The sequence below is a fragment of the Sphingomonas sp. LR59 genome (genome assembly GCF_036855945.1).
Lineage (GTDB): Bacteria > Pseudomonadota > Alphaproteobacteria > Sphingomonadales > Sphingomonadaceae > Sphingomonas.
Map to the genome: position 1 here is coordinate 2,594,587 of NZ_JASPFL010000001.1, position 14,921 is coordinate 2,609,507.

General features: G+C 66.5%; 12 protein-coding genes and 4 pseudogenes. 12 read left to right on the forward strand and 4 right to left on the reverse strand.

Features of this window, described 5'->3' with window-relative positions; genetic code table 11:
- Positions 1–164 precede the first annotated feature (164 nt).
- Positions 165–416 (forward strand): hypothetical protein, encoded by a 252-nt coding sequence (locus QP164_RS12060; RefSeq protein WP_333923287.1) that lies wholly within the window; start codon positions 165–167, stop codon positions 414–416.
- A gap of 425 nt (positions 417–841) precedes the next feature.
- Here QP164_RS12060 and QP164_RS12065 read toward each other — a convergent pair whose 3' ends face one another.
- Both QP164_RS12065 and QP164_RS12070 read right to left on the reverse strand, forming a co-directional pair.
- On the reverse strand, positions 842–1,069 hold the full coding sequence (locus tag QP164_RS12065) for a hypothetical protein (RefSeq protein ID WP_333923288.1): 228 nt from the start codon (positions 1,067–1,069) through the stop codon (positions 842–844).
- Between the two features lie 92 nt (positions 1,070–1,161).
- Entirely contained in the window at positions 1,162–2,142 is a 981-nt protein-coding gene (locus QP164_RS12070) for an NAD(P)H-quinone oxidoreductase (protein WP_333923289.1), read from the reverse strand.
- 124 nt (positions 2,143–2,266) lie between these two features.
- Here QP164_RS12070 and QP164_RS12075 point away from each other — a divergent pair, with 124 nt between their 5' ends.
- From QP164_RS12075 to coaD, 7 genes and pseudogenes are all read left to right on the forward strand, one after another.
- Positions 2,267–2,461: a DUF1192 domain-containing protein gene (locus QP164_RS12075; RefSeq protein ID WP_333923290.1), complete on the forward strand. Its 195-nt coding sequence runs from the start codon at positions 2,267–2,269 to the stop codon at positions 2,459–2,461.
- Positions 2,462–2,766: 305 nt separating this feature from the next.
- Positions 2,767–5,084 (forward strand): annotated as a pseudogene (gene clpA / locus QP164_RS12080) (ATP-dependent Clp protease ATP-binding subunit ClpA).
- A gap of 548 nt (positions 5,085–5,632) precedes the next feature.
- Positions 5,633–7,312: a diguanylate cyclase domain-containing protein gene (locus tag QP164_RS12085; RefSeq protein ID WP_443027438.1), complete on the forward strand. Its 1,680-nt coding sequence runs from the start codon at positions 5,633–5,635 to the stop codon at positions 7,310–7,312.
- A 91-nt stretch (positions 7,313–7,403) separates the two neighbouring features.
- Complete coding sequence (locus QP164_RS12090) at positions 7,404–7,604, forward strand: hypothetical protein (RefSeq protein WP_333923292.1); 201 nt, start codon at positions 7,404–7,406, stop codon at positions 7,602–7,604.
- 74 nt (positions 7,605–7,678) lie between these two features.
- Complete coding sequence (locus QP164_RS12095) at positions 7,679–7,918, forward strand: exodeoxyribonuclease VII small subunit (protein WP_056060585.1); 240 nt, start codon at positions 7,679–7,681, stop codon at positions 7,916–7,918.
- A 13-nt stretch (positions 7,919–7,931) separates the two neighbouring features.
- Positions 7,932–8,822, forward strand: a complete 891-nt coding sequence (locus QP164_RS12100; protein ID WP_333924247.1) for a polyprenyl synthetase family protein — start codon at positions 7,932–7,934, stop codon at positions 8,820–8,822.
- Positions 8,823–8,843: 21 nt separating this feature from the next.
- A pseudogene (gene coaD / locus QP164_RS12105) lies at positions 8,844–9,347 on the forward strand (pantetheine-phosphate adenylyltransferase); the annotation flags it as partial.
- Between the two features lie 205 nt (positions 9,348–9,552).
- Here the strand turns inward: coaD and QP164_RS12110 are convergent.
- Positions 9,553–10,761, reverse strand: a complete 1,209-nt coding sequence (locus tag QP164_RS12110) for a penicillin-binding protein activator (RefSeq protein WP_333923293.1) — start codon at positions 10,759–10,761, stop codon at positions 9,553–9,555.
- A 10-nt stretch (positions 10,762–10,771) separates the two neighbouring features.
- On the opposite strand from QP164_RS12110, the pseudogene rsmI reads away from it, so the two are divergent.
- From rsmI to QP164_RS12130, 4 genes and pseudogenes are all read left to right on the forward strand, one after another.
- Positions 10,772–11,616 (forward strand): annotated as a pseudogene (gene rsmI / locus QP164_RS12115) (16S rRNA (cytidine(1402)-2'-O)-methyltransferase).
- A 124-nt stretch (positions 11,617–11,740) separates the two neighbouring features.
- Positions 11,741–12,094 (forward strand): YraN family protein, encoded by a 354-nt coding sequence (locus tag QP164_RS12120; protein WP_333923294.1) that lies wholly within the window; start codon positions 11,741–11,743, stop codon positions 12,092–12,094.
- Between the two features lie 176 nt (positions 12,095–12,270).
- Positions 12,271–13,224: a glutathione synthase gene (gene gshB, locus QP164_RS12125; protein WP_333923295.1), complete on the forward strand. Its 954-nt coding sequence runs from the start codon at positions 12,271–12,273 to the stop codon at positions 13,222–13,224.
- A 221-nt stretch (positions 13,225–13,445) separates the two neighbouring features.
- Entirely contained in the window at positions 13,446–14,045 is a 600-nt protein-coding gene (locus QP164_RS12130; protein ID WP_132736193.1) for a DedA family protein, read from the forward strand.
- On the opposite strand, the pseudogene QP164_RS12135 reads toward QP164_RS12130, so the two are convergent.
- Positions 14,046–14,914, reverse strand: a pseudogene (locus QP164_RS12135) (tyrosine recombinase XerC).
- Positions 14,915–14,921 lie beyond the last annotated feature (7 nt).

The window sequence follows — 14,921 nt, forward strand, 5'->3', positions numbered from 1 at the left end:
AGTCTATCCCTTGGCGATGATCTAGCCGAGTATTGTGACAGGGCAGTCGCACTCTGGTGACTGTTAAAAGTCAGCGTGAAAACGTTGCTGCAACTGCGCGCAAACGCGTTGACGAATCGGGGCGAAGCTGAACCTATGGTAAGGTCTTACAGGGAGAAAATATCATGAAGTTTCGTTTCAAGAATGTCGCGGTGACGGTTGCGGGCGCGGCGATGATGGTTGCGCCGACGATGGCGTCGGCGGCCAATCCGGCGAGGTCGCTGTCGGTCGCGCGTGCGGGGACGGCGACGACGGGCAAGGGCAAACTCGCCGAGGGGCCGACTGCGACGTACGTCAGCATCGGTATCCTGGCGGCGCTGGTGGTCGGTGTTCTGCTGGCAACGAGCGGTGGGGATGACAGTTCGGATAGCAACTGAGGTAGGCGCGGGAGTGACTTAGCCTCGCAATCCTCCCCGCCAGGGGGCGGTGACGCCGTAAGGCGACGGAGGGGAGGACACGGAACGGTAGTTACCCTTCCCGCCCCCTCCGTCTGGCAAGCGCCAGCCACCTCCCCCTGGCGGGGGAGGATTGGGCCGTTTGGTTTGCGAAGGTAGCTTGTGTCGCCGCGAAGGCGGGGATCCAGACTGGGCTCCCGCCTTCGCGGGAGAAAAAGGTTGCTTTGGGTTGGCGCGTCAAACGCTCCAGCGCGCTTCGCATGCCCTGCCCCGCCTAACGAACCCCACCCCGGCGAAGGCCGGGGCCCAGTTGGGAGCGCTGAGTAACGACGCGGTGCGCGTCGTTACTGCGACCTTTCCACCTGGGCCCCGGCCTTCGCCGGGGTGGTGTGTGCTTGGGGTGACCGTTAGCCGTCAAACTGGGATACCCCAGCTTTCGCTGGGGTGACGGGTTTGGGGCGGGTGTCCTCCTCCATCACTGCCGCGACGAGATTGGGGCGGGTGTCCTCCTCCATCACCGCCGCGACGGGAGTGGGGCGGGTGTCCTGCTCGATCACTGATGCGACGGGATTGGGGCGGGTGTACTGCTCCATCACCGATACGACGGGATTGGGGCGGGTGTCCTGCTCGATCACCGACGCGGCTGGTGGCTACACCCCTCGCCGCTGCGACTGACTGATGCGACTGGCTATCGTGTTCCAACCGGTGGCGGGGGCTAGTGGCCCCCTTACCCCATAGTCAGGACGATCTTCCCGACATGGTCGCCCGCTTCCATCCGGGTATGCGCGGCCGGCGCGTCGGCGAAGGCGAAGGTGCGGTCGATGACTGGTTTCAGTTTGCCCGCCTCGACGTGCGGCCACACCGTGCGCGCGAGTTCGTCCGCGACCAGCGACTTGAACGCCGTGTCCCGCGGGCGGAGCGTCGAGCCGGTCAGCGTGAGGCGGCGGCGCATGATCTCGAACAAGGGTACGGTCGCCGTCGCGCCGCCCATGACCGCGATCGAGACGTGGCGGCCGTCTTCGGCGAGGCATTTCAGGTTGCGGGGGACGTAGTCGCCACCGACCATATCGAGCACCGCGGCGACGCCCTTGCCGCCGGTGATCTGCTTGACGCGCTCGACGAAATCCTCGGACTTGTAGTCGATCGCGTGGGTCGCGCCGAGGCTGAGCGCGGCTTCGCACTTGGCCTTCGAACCCGCGGTGACGATGATGTCGATGCCGAACACGTTGCACAGGCCGATCGCCATCGTGCCAATGCCACTGGTGCCGCCGTGGACGAGGACGGTGTCGCCTTCGGTGGCGTAGGCGCGCTCGAACAAATTGGTCCAGACGGTGAAGAGCGTCTCGGGCATCGCCGCGGCCTCGATCATCGTGAGCGCTTCGGGGACGGGCAGGCACTGACCGAACGGCGCGACCGCGTATTCCGCATAGGCACCGCCGGAGATCAGCGCGCAGACCGACTGGCCGATCTGTTCGTCGCCGACGTCTTCGCCGACCGCGACGATCGTGCCGGAGATTTCCATGCCGAGGATCGACGGTGCGCCGGGTGGGGGCGGGTATTTGCCTTGGCGCTGCATGACTTCGGGGCGATTGACCCCCGCGGCGGCGACCTTGACCAGGACTTCGCCCGGCCCTGGTTGCGGCACGGGACGATCGACGAGCACCAGCACCTCGGGACCGCCCGGCTGTTCGGGATCGATCGCCTTCATGACGTCAGGTAAACCTAAGTTACTCGAAATGGTGTCGGGTGTCGCGGTCATCTGCTCGTCACGTCCCTTTTGATGTGCCGGCCTTATTGACATCACTCTGGTGCGGGTCAACGTTGCATCCACGATGGACCTGGAAGACGCCCCCTCCCGTCCCGACGATCTGCTTGACGCACTGGTGCGGCAGGACCTCGATCCGTTGTCGGTCGCCGAACTCGATGCGCGGATCACTGTGCTGCAGGGCGAGATCGCCAGATGCCAGGTCAAGAAGGACCGCGCGCTCAGCCACCGGGCCAGTGCCGACGACCTTTTCAGGCGGTGATCGTCGCGGCGGTGCCTGTGTTCGCTGCCACGGCATCGATCGGCACTGTCCTTTCGACCATTGTTGAACGGCCCTACCCGGCCGTCATCCCAGCGAACGCTGGGATCCAGGGTTATAGCGTGCAGCCCTCGTGGCTCTGGATCCTGGGTCGAGCCCAGGATGACGGAGCAAGTGAGGCGCGTCGCGTGATCTTTAACCGACGCAGGAACGGTCGGGCCACGGTTCAAGTGCTTGATGCGACCGATATCAGTTCCGACATAGTGGCAAAGGGCTTGCGTTCTCGCGGCCCGACAGGAGTATTGTAAATGCCATCATTTGCACCCGCCCTCGAGACCACGCTGCACAAGGCGCTCGAGGCGGCATCGTCCCGGCGTCACGAATATGCGACGCTGGAGCATCTGCTGCTCGCGCTGATCGACGACGAACATGCGTCGAAGGTCATGACCGCGTGCAACGTCGAGATCGGCGATCTGAAGAACACCGTCTCGCATTACCTCGACAGCGAACTCGATGCGCTGAAGGTCGATGCGGCGACCGATCCCTCGCCCACCAGTGGGTTCCAGCGCGTCGTCCAGCGCGCGATCCTGCACGTCCAGTCCTCGGGCCGCGACGAAGTGACCGGTGCCAACGTGCTCGTCGCGTTGTTCAGCGAGCGCGAGAGCTATGCCGTCTATTTCCTGCAACAGCAGGACATGAGCCGCCTCGATGCGGTCAGCTTCATCAGCCACGGTGTCGGCAAGGGCGGGCAGCAGGCGACCGAGGCATCCACGCCAAAGGGTGCGGACGACGAGAAGCCGGCCAAGGGACAGGAGAAGGGCAAGACGGAAAGCGCGCTCAAGCAATTCACGGTCGACCTCAACGAGAAGGCCAAGAGCGGCAAGGTCGATCCCCTGATCGGGCGCGGGCCGGAGGTGGATCGTACGATCCAGATCCTGTGCCGCCGGTCGAAGAACAACCCGCTCTATGTCGGTGATCCCGGCGTCGGCAAGACCGCGATCGCGGAAGGCCTGGCGCGCAAGATCGTCGAGGGCGACGTTCCCGACGTGCTGTTGCCAGCCGTCATCTACTCGCTCGACATGGGCGCGTTGTTGGCCGGGACGCGGTATCGTGGCGACTTCGAGGAGCGCCTGAAGGCGGTCGTCAACGAGCTCGAGAAGCTGCCTGATGCCGTGCTGTTCATCGACGAGATCCACACCGTGATCGGTGCGGGTGCGACGAGCGGCGGCGCGATGGATGCTTCGAACCTGCTCAAGCCGGCTTTGTCGGGCGGCACGATCCGCTGCATCGGCTCGACGACGTACAAGGAGTTCCGCAATCACTTCGAGAAGGACCGTGCGTTGCTGCGGCGCTTCCAGAAGATCGACGTGAACGAGCCGACGATCGAGGATACGATCAAGATCCTCGCCGGCCTGCGGAGCGCGTTCGAGGATCACCACAACGTCAAGTACACGCCCGATGCGATAAAGTCGGCGGTGGAGCTGTCGGCGCGGTACATCAACGACCGCAAGCTGCCGGACAAGGCGATCGACGTGATCGACGAGGTCGGCGCGATGCAGATGCTGGTGCCGCCGAACAAGCGCAAGAAGACGATCACCCCGAAGGAGATCGAGCAGGTCATCGCGACGATGGCGCGCATCCCGCCGAAGTCGGTCTCGACCGACGACAAGCTGGCGCTGGCTACGCTCGAGACGGATCTGAAGCGCGTGGTGTTCGGGCAGAACGCGGCGATCGAGAAGCTGTCGTCGGCGATCAAGCTGGCGCGGGCGGGCCTGCGCGAGCCGGAGAAGCCGATTGGTAACTATCTGTTCACTGGCCCAACCGGTGTCGGCAAGACCGAAGTCGCCAAGCAGCTCTCGACGATCCTCGGCATTCCGCTCCAGCGGTTCGACATGTCCGAATATATGGAGCGGCATTCGGTCAGCCGTCTGATTGGTGCACCCCGGGCTATGTCGGGTTCGACCAGGGTGGTCTGCTGACTGACGCGATCGACCAGAACCCGCACTGCGTGCTTCTGCTCGATGAGATCGAAAAGGCGCATCCGGACCTGTTCAATATCCTGTTGCAGGTGATGGATAACGGGCGGCTGACCGACCAGCACGGCAAGTCGGTCGATTTCCGCAACGTCATCCTGATCATGACGACCAATGCGGGTGCCAGCGACATGGCGCGCGAGACGGTCGGCTTCGGCAACCTGACGCGCGAGGGCGAGGACGAGGTGGCCGTGACGAAGATGTTCACGCCGGAATTCCGCAACCGTCTCGATGCGGTGGTCCCGTTTGGGTATCTGCCGACCGAAGTCGTGGCACGCGTAGTGGACAAGTTCATCCTCCAGCTCGAACTCCAGCTGGCGGACCGCGGCGTGCACATCATGCTCGACGACGAGTCGAAGGCGTGGCTGACGACCAAGGGCTATGACAAGCTGTACGGCGCACGGCCGATGGGTCGCCTGATCCAGGAGAAGATCAAGCAGCCGCTCGCCGAGGAACTGTTGTTCGGCAAGCTGGTGCACGGCGGCGAGGTGACGGTGAAGATGAAGGACGGCGCGCTGTCGTTCGCGATCGAACCCGCCGCGCCGAAGAAGCCGAAGAAGAAGGGCAAGGTGGAGACCGTCGAGACCGAGTGATCTCGGGTTTTGATGTGGTTTGAAGGGCCTTCCGTCGGAGCGATCCGGCGGCGGGCTTTTTTTGGTTCGGAACGCTTACAATGAGAAAGCGTGTTTCCCCGCGAAGGCGGGGACCCAGACTGGGCTCCCGCCTTCGCGGGAGAACAAGGGGCAGGTGCTGCGCCTGAATGCTTCGATCCATTTACCGAACCCCAAGCTTCTCCCAGCAAACACCTGCCCCCTCACCGCCACAGGCCCCTCCCCGGCGGAGGCCGGGGCCCAGGTGGGAAACGGTGATAACTGCGGACGGCGCGTCGTTACTGAGACCTTTCCGACTGGGCCCCGGCCTTCGCCGGGGTGGGGCTGATGGGCGGATGGGATACGCATCCACAGTTACGCGGTGGCGGAGAGGGCAAGGACGGGGAGGACTTCGCGACGGACGTCGTCTTTCCCTCCCCCTCCGTCTGGCGAGTGCCAGCCACCTCCCCCTGGCGGGGGAGGATCGAAGCGCCGCGAGGTAATCTGCGTGCGTTTACCGATAATTGGGGAAGCGGCGCTAGCGTCGTGGGATGGAACGCTTGGCATGGTTGCGATGGATGATCGGCGCGCTCGCGCTGGGCTTCGGTCTTGCCCTTGCCGCGCCCGCCGTCGCGATCACGGGCACGCCGCTTTCGGTCTGCGTCCGCCCTGCCCTTACCGGCCAGACGCCCGCCGCGCTGTTCGCCAAGCCGGCCGGTTTCGATTGCACCACCTCGCAGACACGGTTCGGCGGCGGCGACTTCTGGATCCTGTCGCAGCGCCTGCCCGCGATCAGCGGCGACGATCATACCGTGCGGATCGGCAGCACCTGGGTGAACCGCGTCACGCTGTACGTCCAGTACGCCGATGGCGCGATCCGCCAGACCGGCTTTACCTCGCGCACCGCGGGGCGGTTGCTCGGGCTTGGCGCGGTGATCGTCCAGCCGATCCCGCATCGCGATGCCGCGCCGGTCCGGCTGCTGTGGCATGTCGAAGGGGCGGCGAACCTGCGCGGGCTGATCCTCGGCCCGGCGATCGCCGATCACGAACAGCGCGATACCACCGAGATCCTGCTCGCCGCGCTGTATGGCGCGTTCGGCGGGATGGCGATCGCGCTGATCGTCTACAATCTCGCTTTGTGGGGCGCGCTGCGCCAAGCGTTCCAGCCCGCATATTGCCTGCTGGTGCTGTGCCTGCTCGCCTATGCGCTGACCTCGTCGGGGGCGCTTGGGCAGATGATCCCCGACCTCGACAACAACGACCGCCAGCGGCTGAACGCGCTGTTCCTCGCAGGGTCCGCCGCCGCCGCGCTGTTGTTCGCGCGAACCTTCTTCGAGCGCGCGGTTTTCACCGGATGGTTGCGCCCCGCGAGCACGATCGTGATGGCCGCGCTGCTGGCGGCCGGGCTGACATGGGGGGCCTTCGCGCCGTGGCATTTCCATACGCTCGATACGCTGCTCGCGAGTGCGTATCTCGCGCTGCTCATACTGGTCCCCGTCGTCCTCTACCGGGCATGGCGGGTGCGGAGCAATTTCCTGTGGCTGTTCGCGCTGGCGTGGAGCGTGCCGATCGCGGTCGCCGGACTACGCATCGCCAACGCCTTCGCGCTGCTCGACTGGAGCCTGTGGCTCGACAATTCGACGATCCTGTCGATGGCGCTCGAATCGATGCTGTCGAGCCTCGCGATCGCCTACCGGATCCGGCTGCTCAGCGTCGAACGCGATACCGCGCGCGAACAGGAGATCGCCGCCCGGCTGTTGGCGGATACCGAGCCGTTGACCGGATTGCTCAACCGCCGCGCGTTCCTGACGCGTGCGATCGGCCGGCCGGGCGACCAGATGCTGCTGATCGCCGATGTCGACCACTTCAAGCGCGTCAACGAGATGATCGGTCACGACGGCGGCGACGAGGTGCTGCGCGTGGTCGCACGCGCGCTGCGTAACGCGGTGCCGGCGGACGCGCTGGTCGCGCGGATCGGCGGCGAGGAGTTCGCGATCCTGGTCGATGCGGCGATTGCCGTCGCGCCCGATTCCGTGCTCGACCGGTTGCGCGGCCAGCGCATGCCGTTCGACATCGCCGTGACCGCAAGCATCGGCGCGTGCACCGGACCGTTGCTCGACGAGACCGACTGGAAGCTGCTGTACAATTGCGCCGACCGCGCTCTGTTCGCGGCGAAGGCAGCGGGCCGCGACCGCGCGCGCGAGGCGCCGTCATTGTGCATCGCCGCCTGATTGCGGCTCGACTTGTCGGCGCCTGATCGCGGCCGACTTGTCGGGGGTGACGAAGTGCGACATGATCGCAACCATGGCCGGGGAACACAGGATGCGGAATCGTAAGGCGACGCTGGCGATAGCGGGGCTGATCGCGCTCACTGCGATTGCCGTGCGGCACCCGACCGTCGTTGTGCAGCTGGTCACGCATGACGCGCGTGATCCCGCGCCACACCGGATGCAGGCGGCGGTCGATTTCGGGCTGGTCGGCGTCTCGGTACTCTATACCTGGACCGTCAGCCGACTGCGCTGAACGCGTCCGAACCCGTCTGAACCCGGGCGCCACGTCCTTGACCCCCATCGCGTGCCTGCGCCATAGCGACGGACATGGACACGCCGATCGAAGACCTCGCGTTCGAGGATGCACTGAAGGAACTCGAGCTTATCGTCGGGAAGCTGGAAAGTGGCGACACGCCGCTCCAGCAGGCGATCGAGCTGTACGAGCGCGGCAACAAGCTGCGCCAGCGTTGCGCCGACCGGCTCGATGCGGCGCAGGCGCGGATCGAGGCGATCCGGCTCGATGGCGACGGCAAGCCCGCGGGCGTCCGCCCGTTCGCGGCGGGCTGACGCGGTGAGCCAGATGCCCGTCACGCTGGATGCCGCCCTCGCCGACGTCGCGGCCGAGATCGACCGGCAGTTCGACCAGTTGCTGACGATCCCCGACGATCCGCGCGGCGACCTGTACCGCGCGATGCGGCATGCCGCGATCGGTGGCGGCAAGCGGCTGCGCCCGCTGCTCGTGTTCGCGACAGCCAATCTGTTCGACGTCGCGCACGAATGTTCGGCGCGGGCAGCGACCGCGCTGGAGGCGATCCACGTCTATTCGCTGATCCATGACGACCTGCCGTCGATGGACAATGACGACATGCGGCGCGGCAAGCCGACCGTCCACAAGGTGTTCGACGAGGCGACCGCGATCCTGGCGGGCGACTGCCTGCATGCGCTGGCGTTCGAGATCCTCGCCGATCCGGCGACGCACCCCGATCCGTTCGTACGGATCGAACTGGTGACGGACCTCGCGCGCGCCGCCGGCCCGAACGGCATGGCGGGCGGGCAGAAGATGGATATCGAGGCGGAAAGCACGCGCTTCGACCTGAACACCGTTACGCGGTTGCAGCAGATGAAGACGGGGGCGCTGATCTCGGCGTCGGTCGAGGCCGGCGCGATCCTCGGGCGCTTGCCACCGGAGGGCCGGGTCGGTCTTCGCGGCTATGCGCATGACTTGGGACTTGCGTTCCAGATCGCCGACGATCTGCTCGATGCCGAGGGCGACGAGGCGGTCGTCGGCAAGTCGCTGCGCAAGGACGAGGTCGCGGGCAAGGAGACGTTCCTGTCGCTGCTCGGGCCCGAGCGCGCGCGCGAACAGGCGCGGATGCTAGTCGATCAGGCGATCGCGCACCTGCATAGCTATGGCAAGGAAGCCGATCTGTTGCGCGACATCGCGCGCTTCGTGCTCGAACGCGACCGCTAAGCGTACAACCGGGAGTTCAATATGACCGCACGCATTGGTGTCTATCCAGGCACGTTCGATCCGGTCACGTTGGGCCATATGGACATCATCCGACGCGGCGCGAAGCTGGTCGACCGGCTGGTGATCGGGGTGACGACCAACCCGTCGAAGTCGCCGATGTTCACGATCGAGGAGCGGATGGCGACGGTGCGCCGCGAGGTCGCGGGGATCGGCGGCGATATCGAAGTCGTCGAGTTCGATTCGCTGCTGATGGACTTTGCCGAGCGGCAGGGGGCGAAGGTGATCGTCCGTGGCCTGCGTGCGGTCGCCGATTTCGAATACGAGTATCAGATGGCGGGGATGAACCAGCAGATCAATCCACGCGTCGAGACGGTGTTCCTGATGGCCGATGTCGCGCTGCAGCCGATCGCGAGCCGGCTGGTCAAGGAAATCGCGTTGTACGGCGGCAACATCGCCAAGTTCGTGCCCGAGGCCGTGCGCGAAGAGGTCGTCGCGCGGGTCGAGAAGATCGGCCGCAAGGGAGCTGATCAGGTCGGCGGACCGACGGTCAGATCCGCGCCACCGAATTGGCTACGCCCGCCACCATGTTCTCCCGCGAAGGCGGGAGCCCAGAACTGGGTCCCCGCCTTCGCGGGGAAACACGCTTTGCCTGGCCGGTCGGGAGAACTGCCGCCCCAGTCCGGGCTGACGGCGCCGATCCTGGGATTGCTGCTGCCTCAAAACCCGCAGCTTATTTCCCGAAGCCGGTCGGAGCGGGCGACACCACCGTCGTCGTGCCGCCGCGGATTTCCTTCACTTCCAGCGCGCGCTCGGCGACGTTGTCGCGGCCGAAGCGGAACGCGCCGTCGATGCCGGCAAAGCCGTCGCCGTCGCGCAGGCGGTTGACCGGGAACGGCGTGCCGGGCTTCCAATCGCGCGCGATGCGGACCGTCAGCAGGACCGAATCATAGCCGAGGCTCGACAGGCGGTAGGGCCCGGCGCCGAAGCGTGCGCGGTATTTGGCGGCGTATTGGCGATACAGCGTGTCGGAGACGCTGGCGTACCAGGCGCCCGACAGTGCGGGCTTGGCGGCGATGCTGGTGTCGGAATTCCAGAGTTCGGTGCCGAGGATGCGCGTCGACGCACCGCCGCCGCGCTTTACCATCGCTGCCGCCGAGGCTGCGGTGGCGCCTCCGTCGGCAATCAACACCGCGTCATAAGGGGCCTTTGCGGCCAACCGCGTGACCGCGCCCGAAATGCCACCGGGACCGCGCGCGTAGGTCTGGAGCGAGACGACCTGGCCACCGGCGCCTTCGACGGCGCGGAGGAACGCGGTCGAGGCGCGCTCGCCGTACAGGCCGTTGGGGACGAGGCCGGCGAAGTTGCTGACGCCGCGTGTCCGGGCGAAATCGACGACACGCGCGATCGACTGGGTCGGGACATAGCCCATCAGGTAGGCGCCGTTGCCCGCCACGCCGAGATCGTTGGAGAAGCTGAGCACCGGGATGTTCGCGGCGCGGGCGATCGGCGCGACCGCGCGGACGTCGTCGGCGAGCAGCGGCCCGAGGATCAGCTGCGCGCCCTCGGCGATCGCGCGCTGCGCGGCGGCAGCGGCACCGGTCGCGGTGTCGTAGTTGGTGATCCGGACGCGCTGGTTCTGCGTGTCGAGCAGCGCGAGCATCGTCGCGTTGGCGATCGAGGTGCCGACGCCGGCATTGCTGCCCGACAGCGGTACGAGCAGCGCGACGCGGTTGCGCTCGGCATCGCGCGGGATGCCGGTCTCGACGCCGATGTCGGGACGATCGACGGGACGCGTGGGCGGGCGCTGCTGCGACGGCTCGACCGGTCCGCGCGGGACGATCGTCTGACATGCGCCAAGCAAGCACGCCGCACCGAGTGCCACCCACCGGCCGAATGCGCGGTGCCGTCCCGGTTGCCCTATCGTCGTCGCGTCTGCCATGACCATCCCCATGAACCCTGAATCTCTTCTCGATCCCGGCCTCTACATCGTCGCGACCCCGATCGGCAATCTTGGCGATCTGTCGCCGCGCGCCGCCGACATCCTCCGCCGCGCCGACGTGATCGCGGTGGAGGACAGCCGCGTGACCGCCGGGTTGCTCCGCCACATCGGCACGAAGACGCCGATGGTGCCGTATCACGATCACAGCGCGGAGGGCGTTCGGCCAGCCCTGATCGCGCGGATGGCGACGCAGGCGGTGGCGCTGGTGTCGGATGCGGGGACGCCGCTGATTTCGGATCCAGGCTTCAAGCTGGTGCGTGATGCGCGCGCGGCGGGGCATCTGGTGGTGACGATTCCTGGGCCGTGCGCGGCGGTGGCGGCGCTGACGCTGGCGGGGCTGCCGACCGACCGGTTCCTGTTCGTGGGGTTCCTGCCGTCGAAGCTGCACGCGCGGGCGGAGGCTATCGCGGAGGTGGCGACGATCCGCGCGACCCTCGTGATGTATGAGTCGGGGCCGCGGTTGGGGGCGTGTCTGGCGGCGCTGTTGGAGGGGCTCGGCGACCGCGAGGCGGCGGTGACTCGCGAGATCAGCAAGAAGTTCGAGGAGGCGGTGACGGGAACGCTGTCGACTTTGGCCGAACGCTATGCGGACTCGCCGCCGCGGGGGAGATCGTGATCGTCGTGGCACCGCCGGGCGAAGCGCCGCCGGCGAGCGCGGAGGATGGTGACGCGGCGCTGGTCGAGGCGCTGACGCGACTGTCGACCGGGCAGGCGGCGAGTGAGGTGGCGAAGAAGCTCGGGCTCGACCGGAAGGCGCTCTATGCGCGGGCGCTGGAATTGAAGCCGAAGCCCTGATCTCTTCCCCGCTCGCGGAGAGCAGGCCGCTCTCCCCTCCCGCTTGCGGGAGGGGTTGGGGAGGGCATGTCACGGACGTGTCGCCCCCGCCCTCCCTAGCCCCTCCCGCAAGCGGAAGGGGAACATGCTCGACCGCCAGGTTGCGGAAGCTACCGGCCGGCGCGGCGAGCGGCTGGCGGGGTGGTGGCTGCGCCTCAAGGGTTGGAGCATCCTCGATCGCCGCGTGCGGACTCCCGCCGGCGAAGTCGATCTGGTGGCGCGCAAGGGAAACCTCATCGCATTCGTCGAGGTAAAAACCCGCGCGACCGCTGCCGAACTTGACTTCGCGATCGACGAGCGCCGCCTCGCCCGCGTCGCCGCAGCGGCGGAGTATCTGATGTCTCGCTATGCCGGACCGGGCGACGATATCCGAGTCGACGTGATCCTGCTCGCGCCGGGGACGCGGCCGCGGCATATCGAGAACGCGTGGATCGGGTGACGGGTTCGGGCGGGGGATCAGGCGAGCATGGGTGACAAATCCCGCCCGCCTTCCTAAGTCCCGATCCGAACCACCCCGACCCGTCACCCCAGCGCAAGCTGGGGTCTCCCAGTTACGGAGAGACCCCAGCGTCCGCTGGGGTGACGGAAATCGGGATGCATGGAAGGAATGCGAGAATGAGCCTCACCGTCGCCGTCCAGATGGACCCGCTCGACAGCATCAACATCGCCGGCGATTCGACGTTCGCGCTGATGTTGTCGGCGCAGGCTCGTGGCCATACGCTCTTCCATTATTCGGCAGAGGATTTGAACTACCGCGACGGCCGGGTCTGGGCGAAGGCGCATCCGGTCACCGTGCAGCGCGTCGTCGGCGATCACTTCTCGGTTGGCGAGCCAGTGAACCTAGACCTCGGCGACGAGGCGGACGTCGTGCTGATGCGCCAGGATCCTCCGTTCGATCTCGGCTACATCACCGCGACTCACCTGCTCGAGCGAATCGCCGACAAGACGCTCGTCGTGAACGACCCTGCGCAGGTGCGGAATGCGCCCGAGAAGGTGTTCGTGCTCGATTACCCCCAGTTCATGCCGCCGACGCTCGTCACGCGCTCACTCGACGAGGCGCGGAAATTCCTCGCCGAGCACGGCGCGATCGTCATCAAGCCGCTCCACGGCAATGGCGGCAAGGCGATCTTCAAGGTCGAGTCGGACGGCGCGAACCTGTCGGCGCTGATGGAGGTCTTCAACATGACGTGGCGCGAGCCGCACATGGTGCAGGCGTTCCTTCCCGACGTGGCGAAGGGCGACAAGCGGATCGTGCTGATCGACGGCGAAGTCGCGGGCGCGATCAACCGCCTGCCGGGCGAAGGCGAGATCCGCTCGAACCTCGCGGTCGGCGGGTCGGCGGAGAAGTCGGAACTGACCGACAGGGAGCGCGAGATCTGCGCGGTGCTCGGGCCGGAACTGAAGAAGCGCGGGCTGTTGTTCGTCGGAATCGACGTGATCGGGGGCACCTGGCTGACCGAGATCAACGTCACGTCGCCGACGGGTATCGTCGCAATCTCGAACTTCGATGGGACCGATGTTGCGGGCATGATCTGGGATGCGATCGAGGCGAAGGTCGCGGCGCGGTAATTTCAGCGCGAGTTGGAGCTGGTACGCCCAACCGTCAGAAGACCACCACCCCGGCGGAGGCCGGGGCCCAGTTGGCAAGGTTGCAGTAACCGAGCGTTGCCCGTCGTTATGGACGTTTCCCAACTGGGCCCCGGCCTTCGCCGGGGTGGTGCACATGTTTGGTTGCCCGTGGAATAACGGCCAACGGAACCCATCCGGCGTCCCGGCAGTATCTCATACCCATGACCGCATTCATCCTCGATCTGATCGCCTGGGGCGGATATTTCGGTATCTTCCTGTTGATGGCGCTCGAGAATATCGTGCCGCCTGTGCCGTCCGAAGTCATCATGGGGCTCGGCGGCATGGCGGTCGCGCGCGGCGACATGACCGTCGTTCCGCTGATCGCCTGGGGCACTGCGGGGTCGGTCGTCGGCAATTACTTCTGGTATTATATCGGCCGCAACATCGGCTACGAACGCTTTCGCCCGTTCATCGAGCGCAACGGGCGCTGGCTGACGATGGAATGGTCCGACGTCGAGAAGATCCACCGCTTCTTCATGAAGCGCGGCGGGTGGGTTATCTTCGTTTTCCGGTTCATGCCAACCTTCCGCACCGTCATCTCGCTGCCCGCGGGGATGACGCGGATGCCGATCTGGCAGTTCGTGATCTGGACCGCGGCGGGCAGTGCGATCTGGAATACCGTGCTCGCCTATGCCGGCATCCTGCTCGGCTCGCATTTCGAGGAACTTGACCGCTATGTCGGGCCGGTCGCGGTGGCGACGTTCGTGGTCATCATCCTCGGCTATGGCTGGCGCGTCGTGACGTGGAAGCCGAAGGGGTAATCAGGCCCTGGGGTGCGCGTTGCGGTAGACGTCCATCAGGTGTGCGGCATCGACCTGCGTATAGACCTGCGTCGAACTGAGGCTCGCATGCCCCAGCAACTCCTGGAGCGCGCGCAGGTCCGCCCCGCGCCCCAATAGGTGGGTCGCGAAACTGTGGCGTAGCGCGTGCGGCGTCGTCCGATCGCCCAGCCCCAGCCGGGTCCGCGCCGCCTGTACCGCGCGACGGATCATGACCGGGGACAGCGGACCCCCTTCGCGCCGCGGAACAGCGGTTCGTCGCGCGAGACCGGCCACGGCGTCTGCGCGATATAGGCCTCGATCGCCGCGCGGACCTGCGGCAACAGCGGCACCATGCGGGTCTTGGCGCGCTTGCCCGTCACCCGGATCGTCTCGCCGAGCGGGAGGATATCGCCGCGCAACGTCAGCGCCTCGCCGATCCGCAGCCCCGCGCCGTACAGCAGCATCAGCACCGCCCAGTCCCGCGCGCCGATCCACGGCTCGGTCGCATCGTCCGCCACCTCTTCGGCCAGCGCGACGGCTTCGGCCGGCGAGATCGGCCGCGGCACGCCGGTCTTGACGCGCGGCCCGCGCATCCGCAGTTGCTCGGCGCGGTCGTTCGCCCAGGCGAGGAACCCGCGCACCGCCGACAATTCGCGTGCGGCGGACGCGTTGCCAAGCCCGTGTTCGCGCCGATCGGCGAGATAGGCGCGGAGATCGGACGCGGTGACCCGAGCAAGGTCGGCGCGGTCGATGCGCTCGCCCCAATGCGCCTGCAGGAACGCGGTCAAGCGCTCGGCCGTCGCCTGGTAGGCGCGCACCGTATGGACCGATCGACGCCGATCGCGGGCCAAATGGTCGCTCCAGAGCATTGATGGC

Bases quoted from the DNA above. Each gene is read 5' to 3' on its own strand.
- QP164_RS12095 (WP_056060585.1), top strand. From the start codon at position 7,679: ATGGACACGCCGATCGAAGACCTCGCGTTCGAGGATGCACTGAAGGAA.
- QP164_RS12130 (WP_132736193.1), top strand. From the start codon at position 13,446: ATGACCGCATTCATCCTCGATCTGATCGCCTGGGGCGGATATTTCGGT.
- QP164_RS12070 (WP_333923289.1), bottom strand. From the start codon at position 2,142: ATGAAGGCGATCGATCCCGAACAGCCGGGCGGTCCCGAGGTGCTGGTG.
- QP164_RS12085 (WP_443027438.1), top strand. From the start codon at position 5,633: ATGGAACGCTTGGCATGGTTGCGATGGATGATCGGCGCGCTCGCGCTG.
- gshB (WP_333923295.1), top strand. From the start codon at position 12,271: ATGAGCCTCACCGTCGCCGTCCAGATGGACCCGCTCGACAGCATCAAC.
- QP164_RS12110 (WP_333923293.1), bottom strand. From the start codon at position 10,761: ATGGCAGACGCGACGACGATAGGGCAACCGGGACGGCACCGCGCATTC.
- QP164_RS12060 (WP_333923287.1), top strand. From the start codon at position 165: ATGAAGTTTCGTTTCAAGAATGTCGCGGTGACGGTTGCGGGCGCGGCG.
- QP164_RS12090 (WP_333923292.1), top strand. From the start codon at position 7,404: ATGCGGAATCGTAAGGCGACGCTGGCGATAGCGGGGCTGATCGCGCTC.
- QP164_RS12120 (WP_333923294.1), top strand. From the start codon at position 11,741: ATGCTCGACCGCCAGGTTGCGGAAGCTACCGGCCGGCGCGGCGAGCGG.
- QP164_RS12075 (WP_333923290.1), top strand. From the start codon at position 2,267: ATGGACCTGGAAGACGCCCCCTCCCGTCCCGACGATCTGCTTGACGCA.
- QP164_RS12100 (WP_333924247.1), top strand. From the start codon at position 7,932: ATGCCCGTCACGCTGGATGCCGCCCTCGCCGACGTCGCGGCCGAGATC.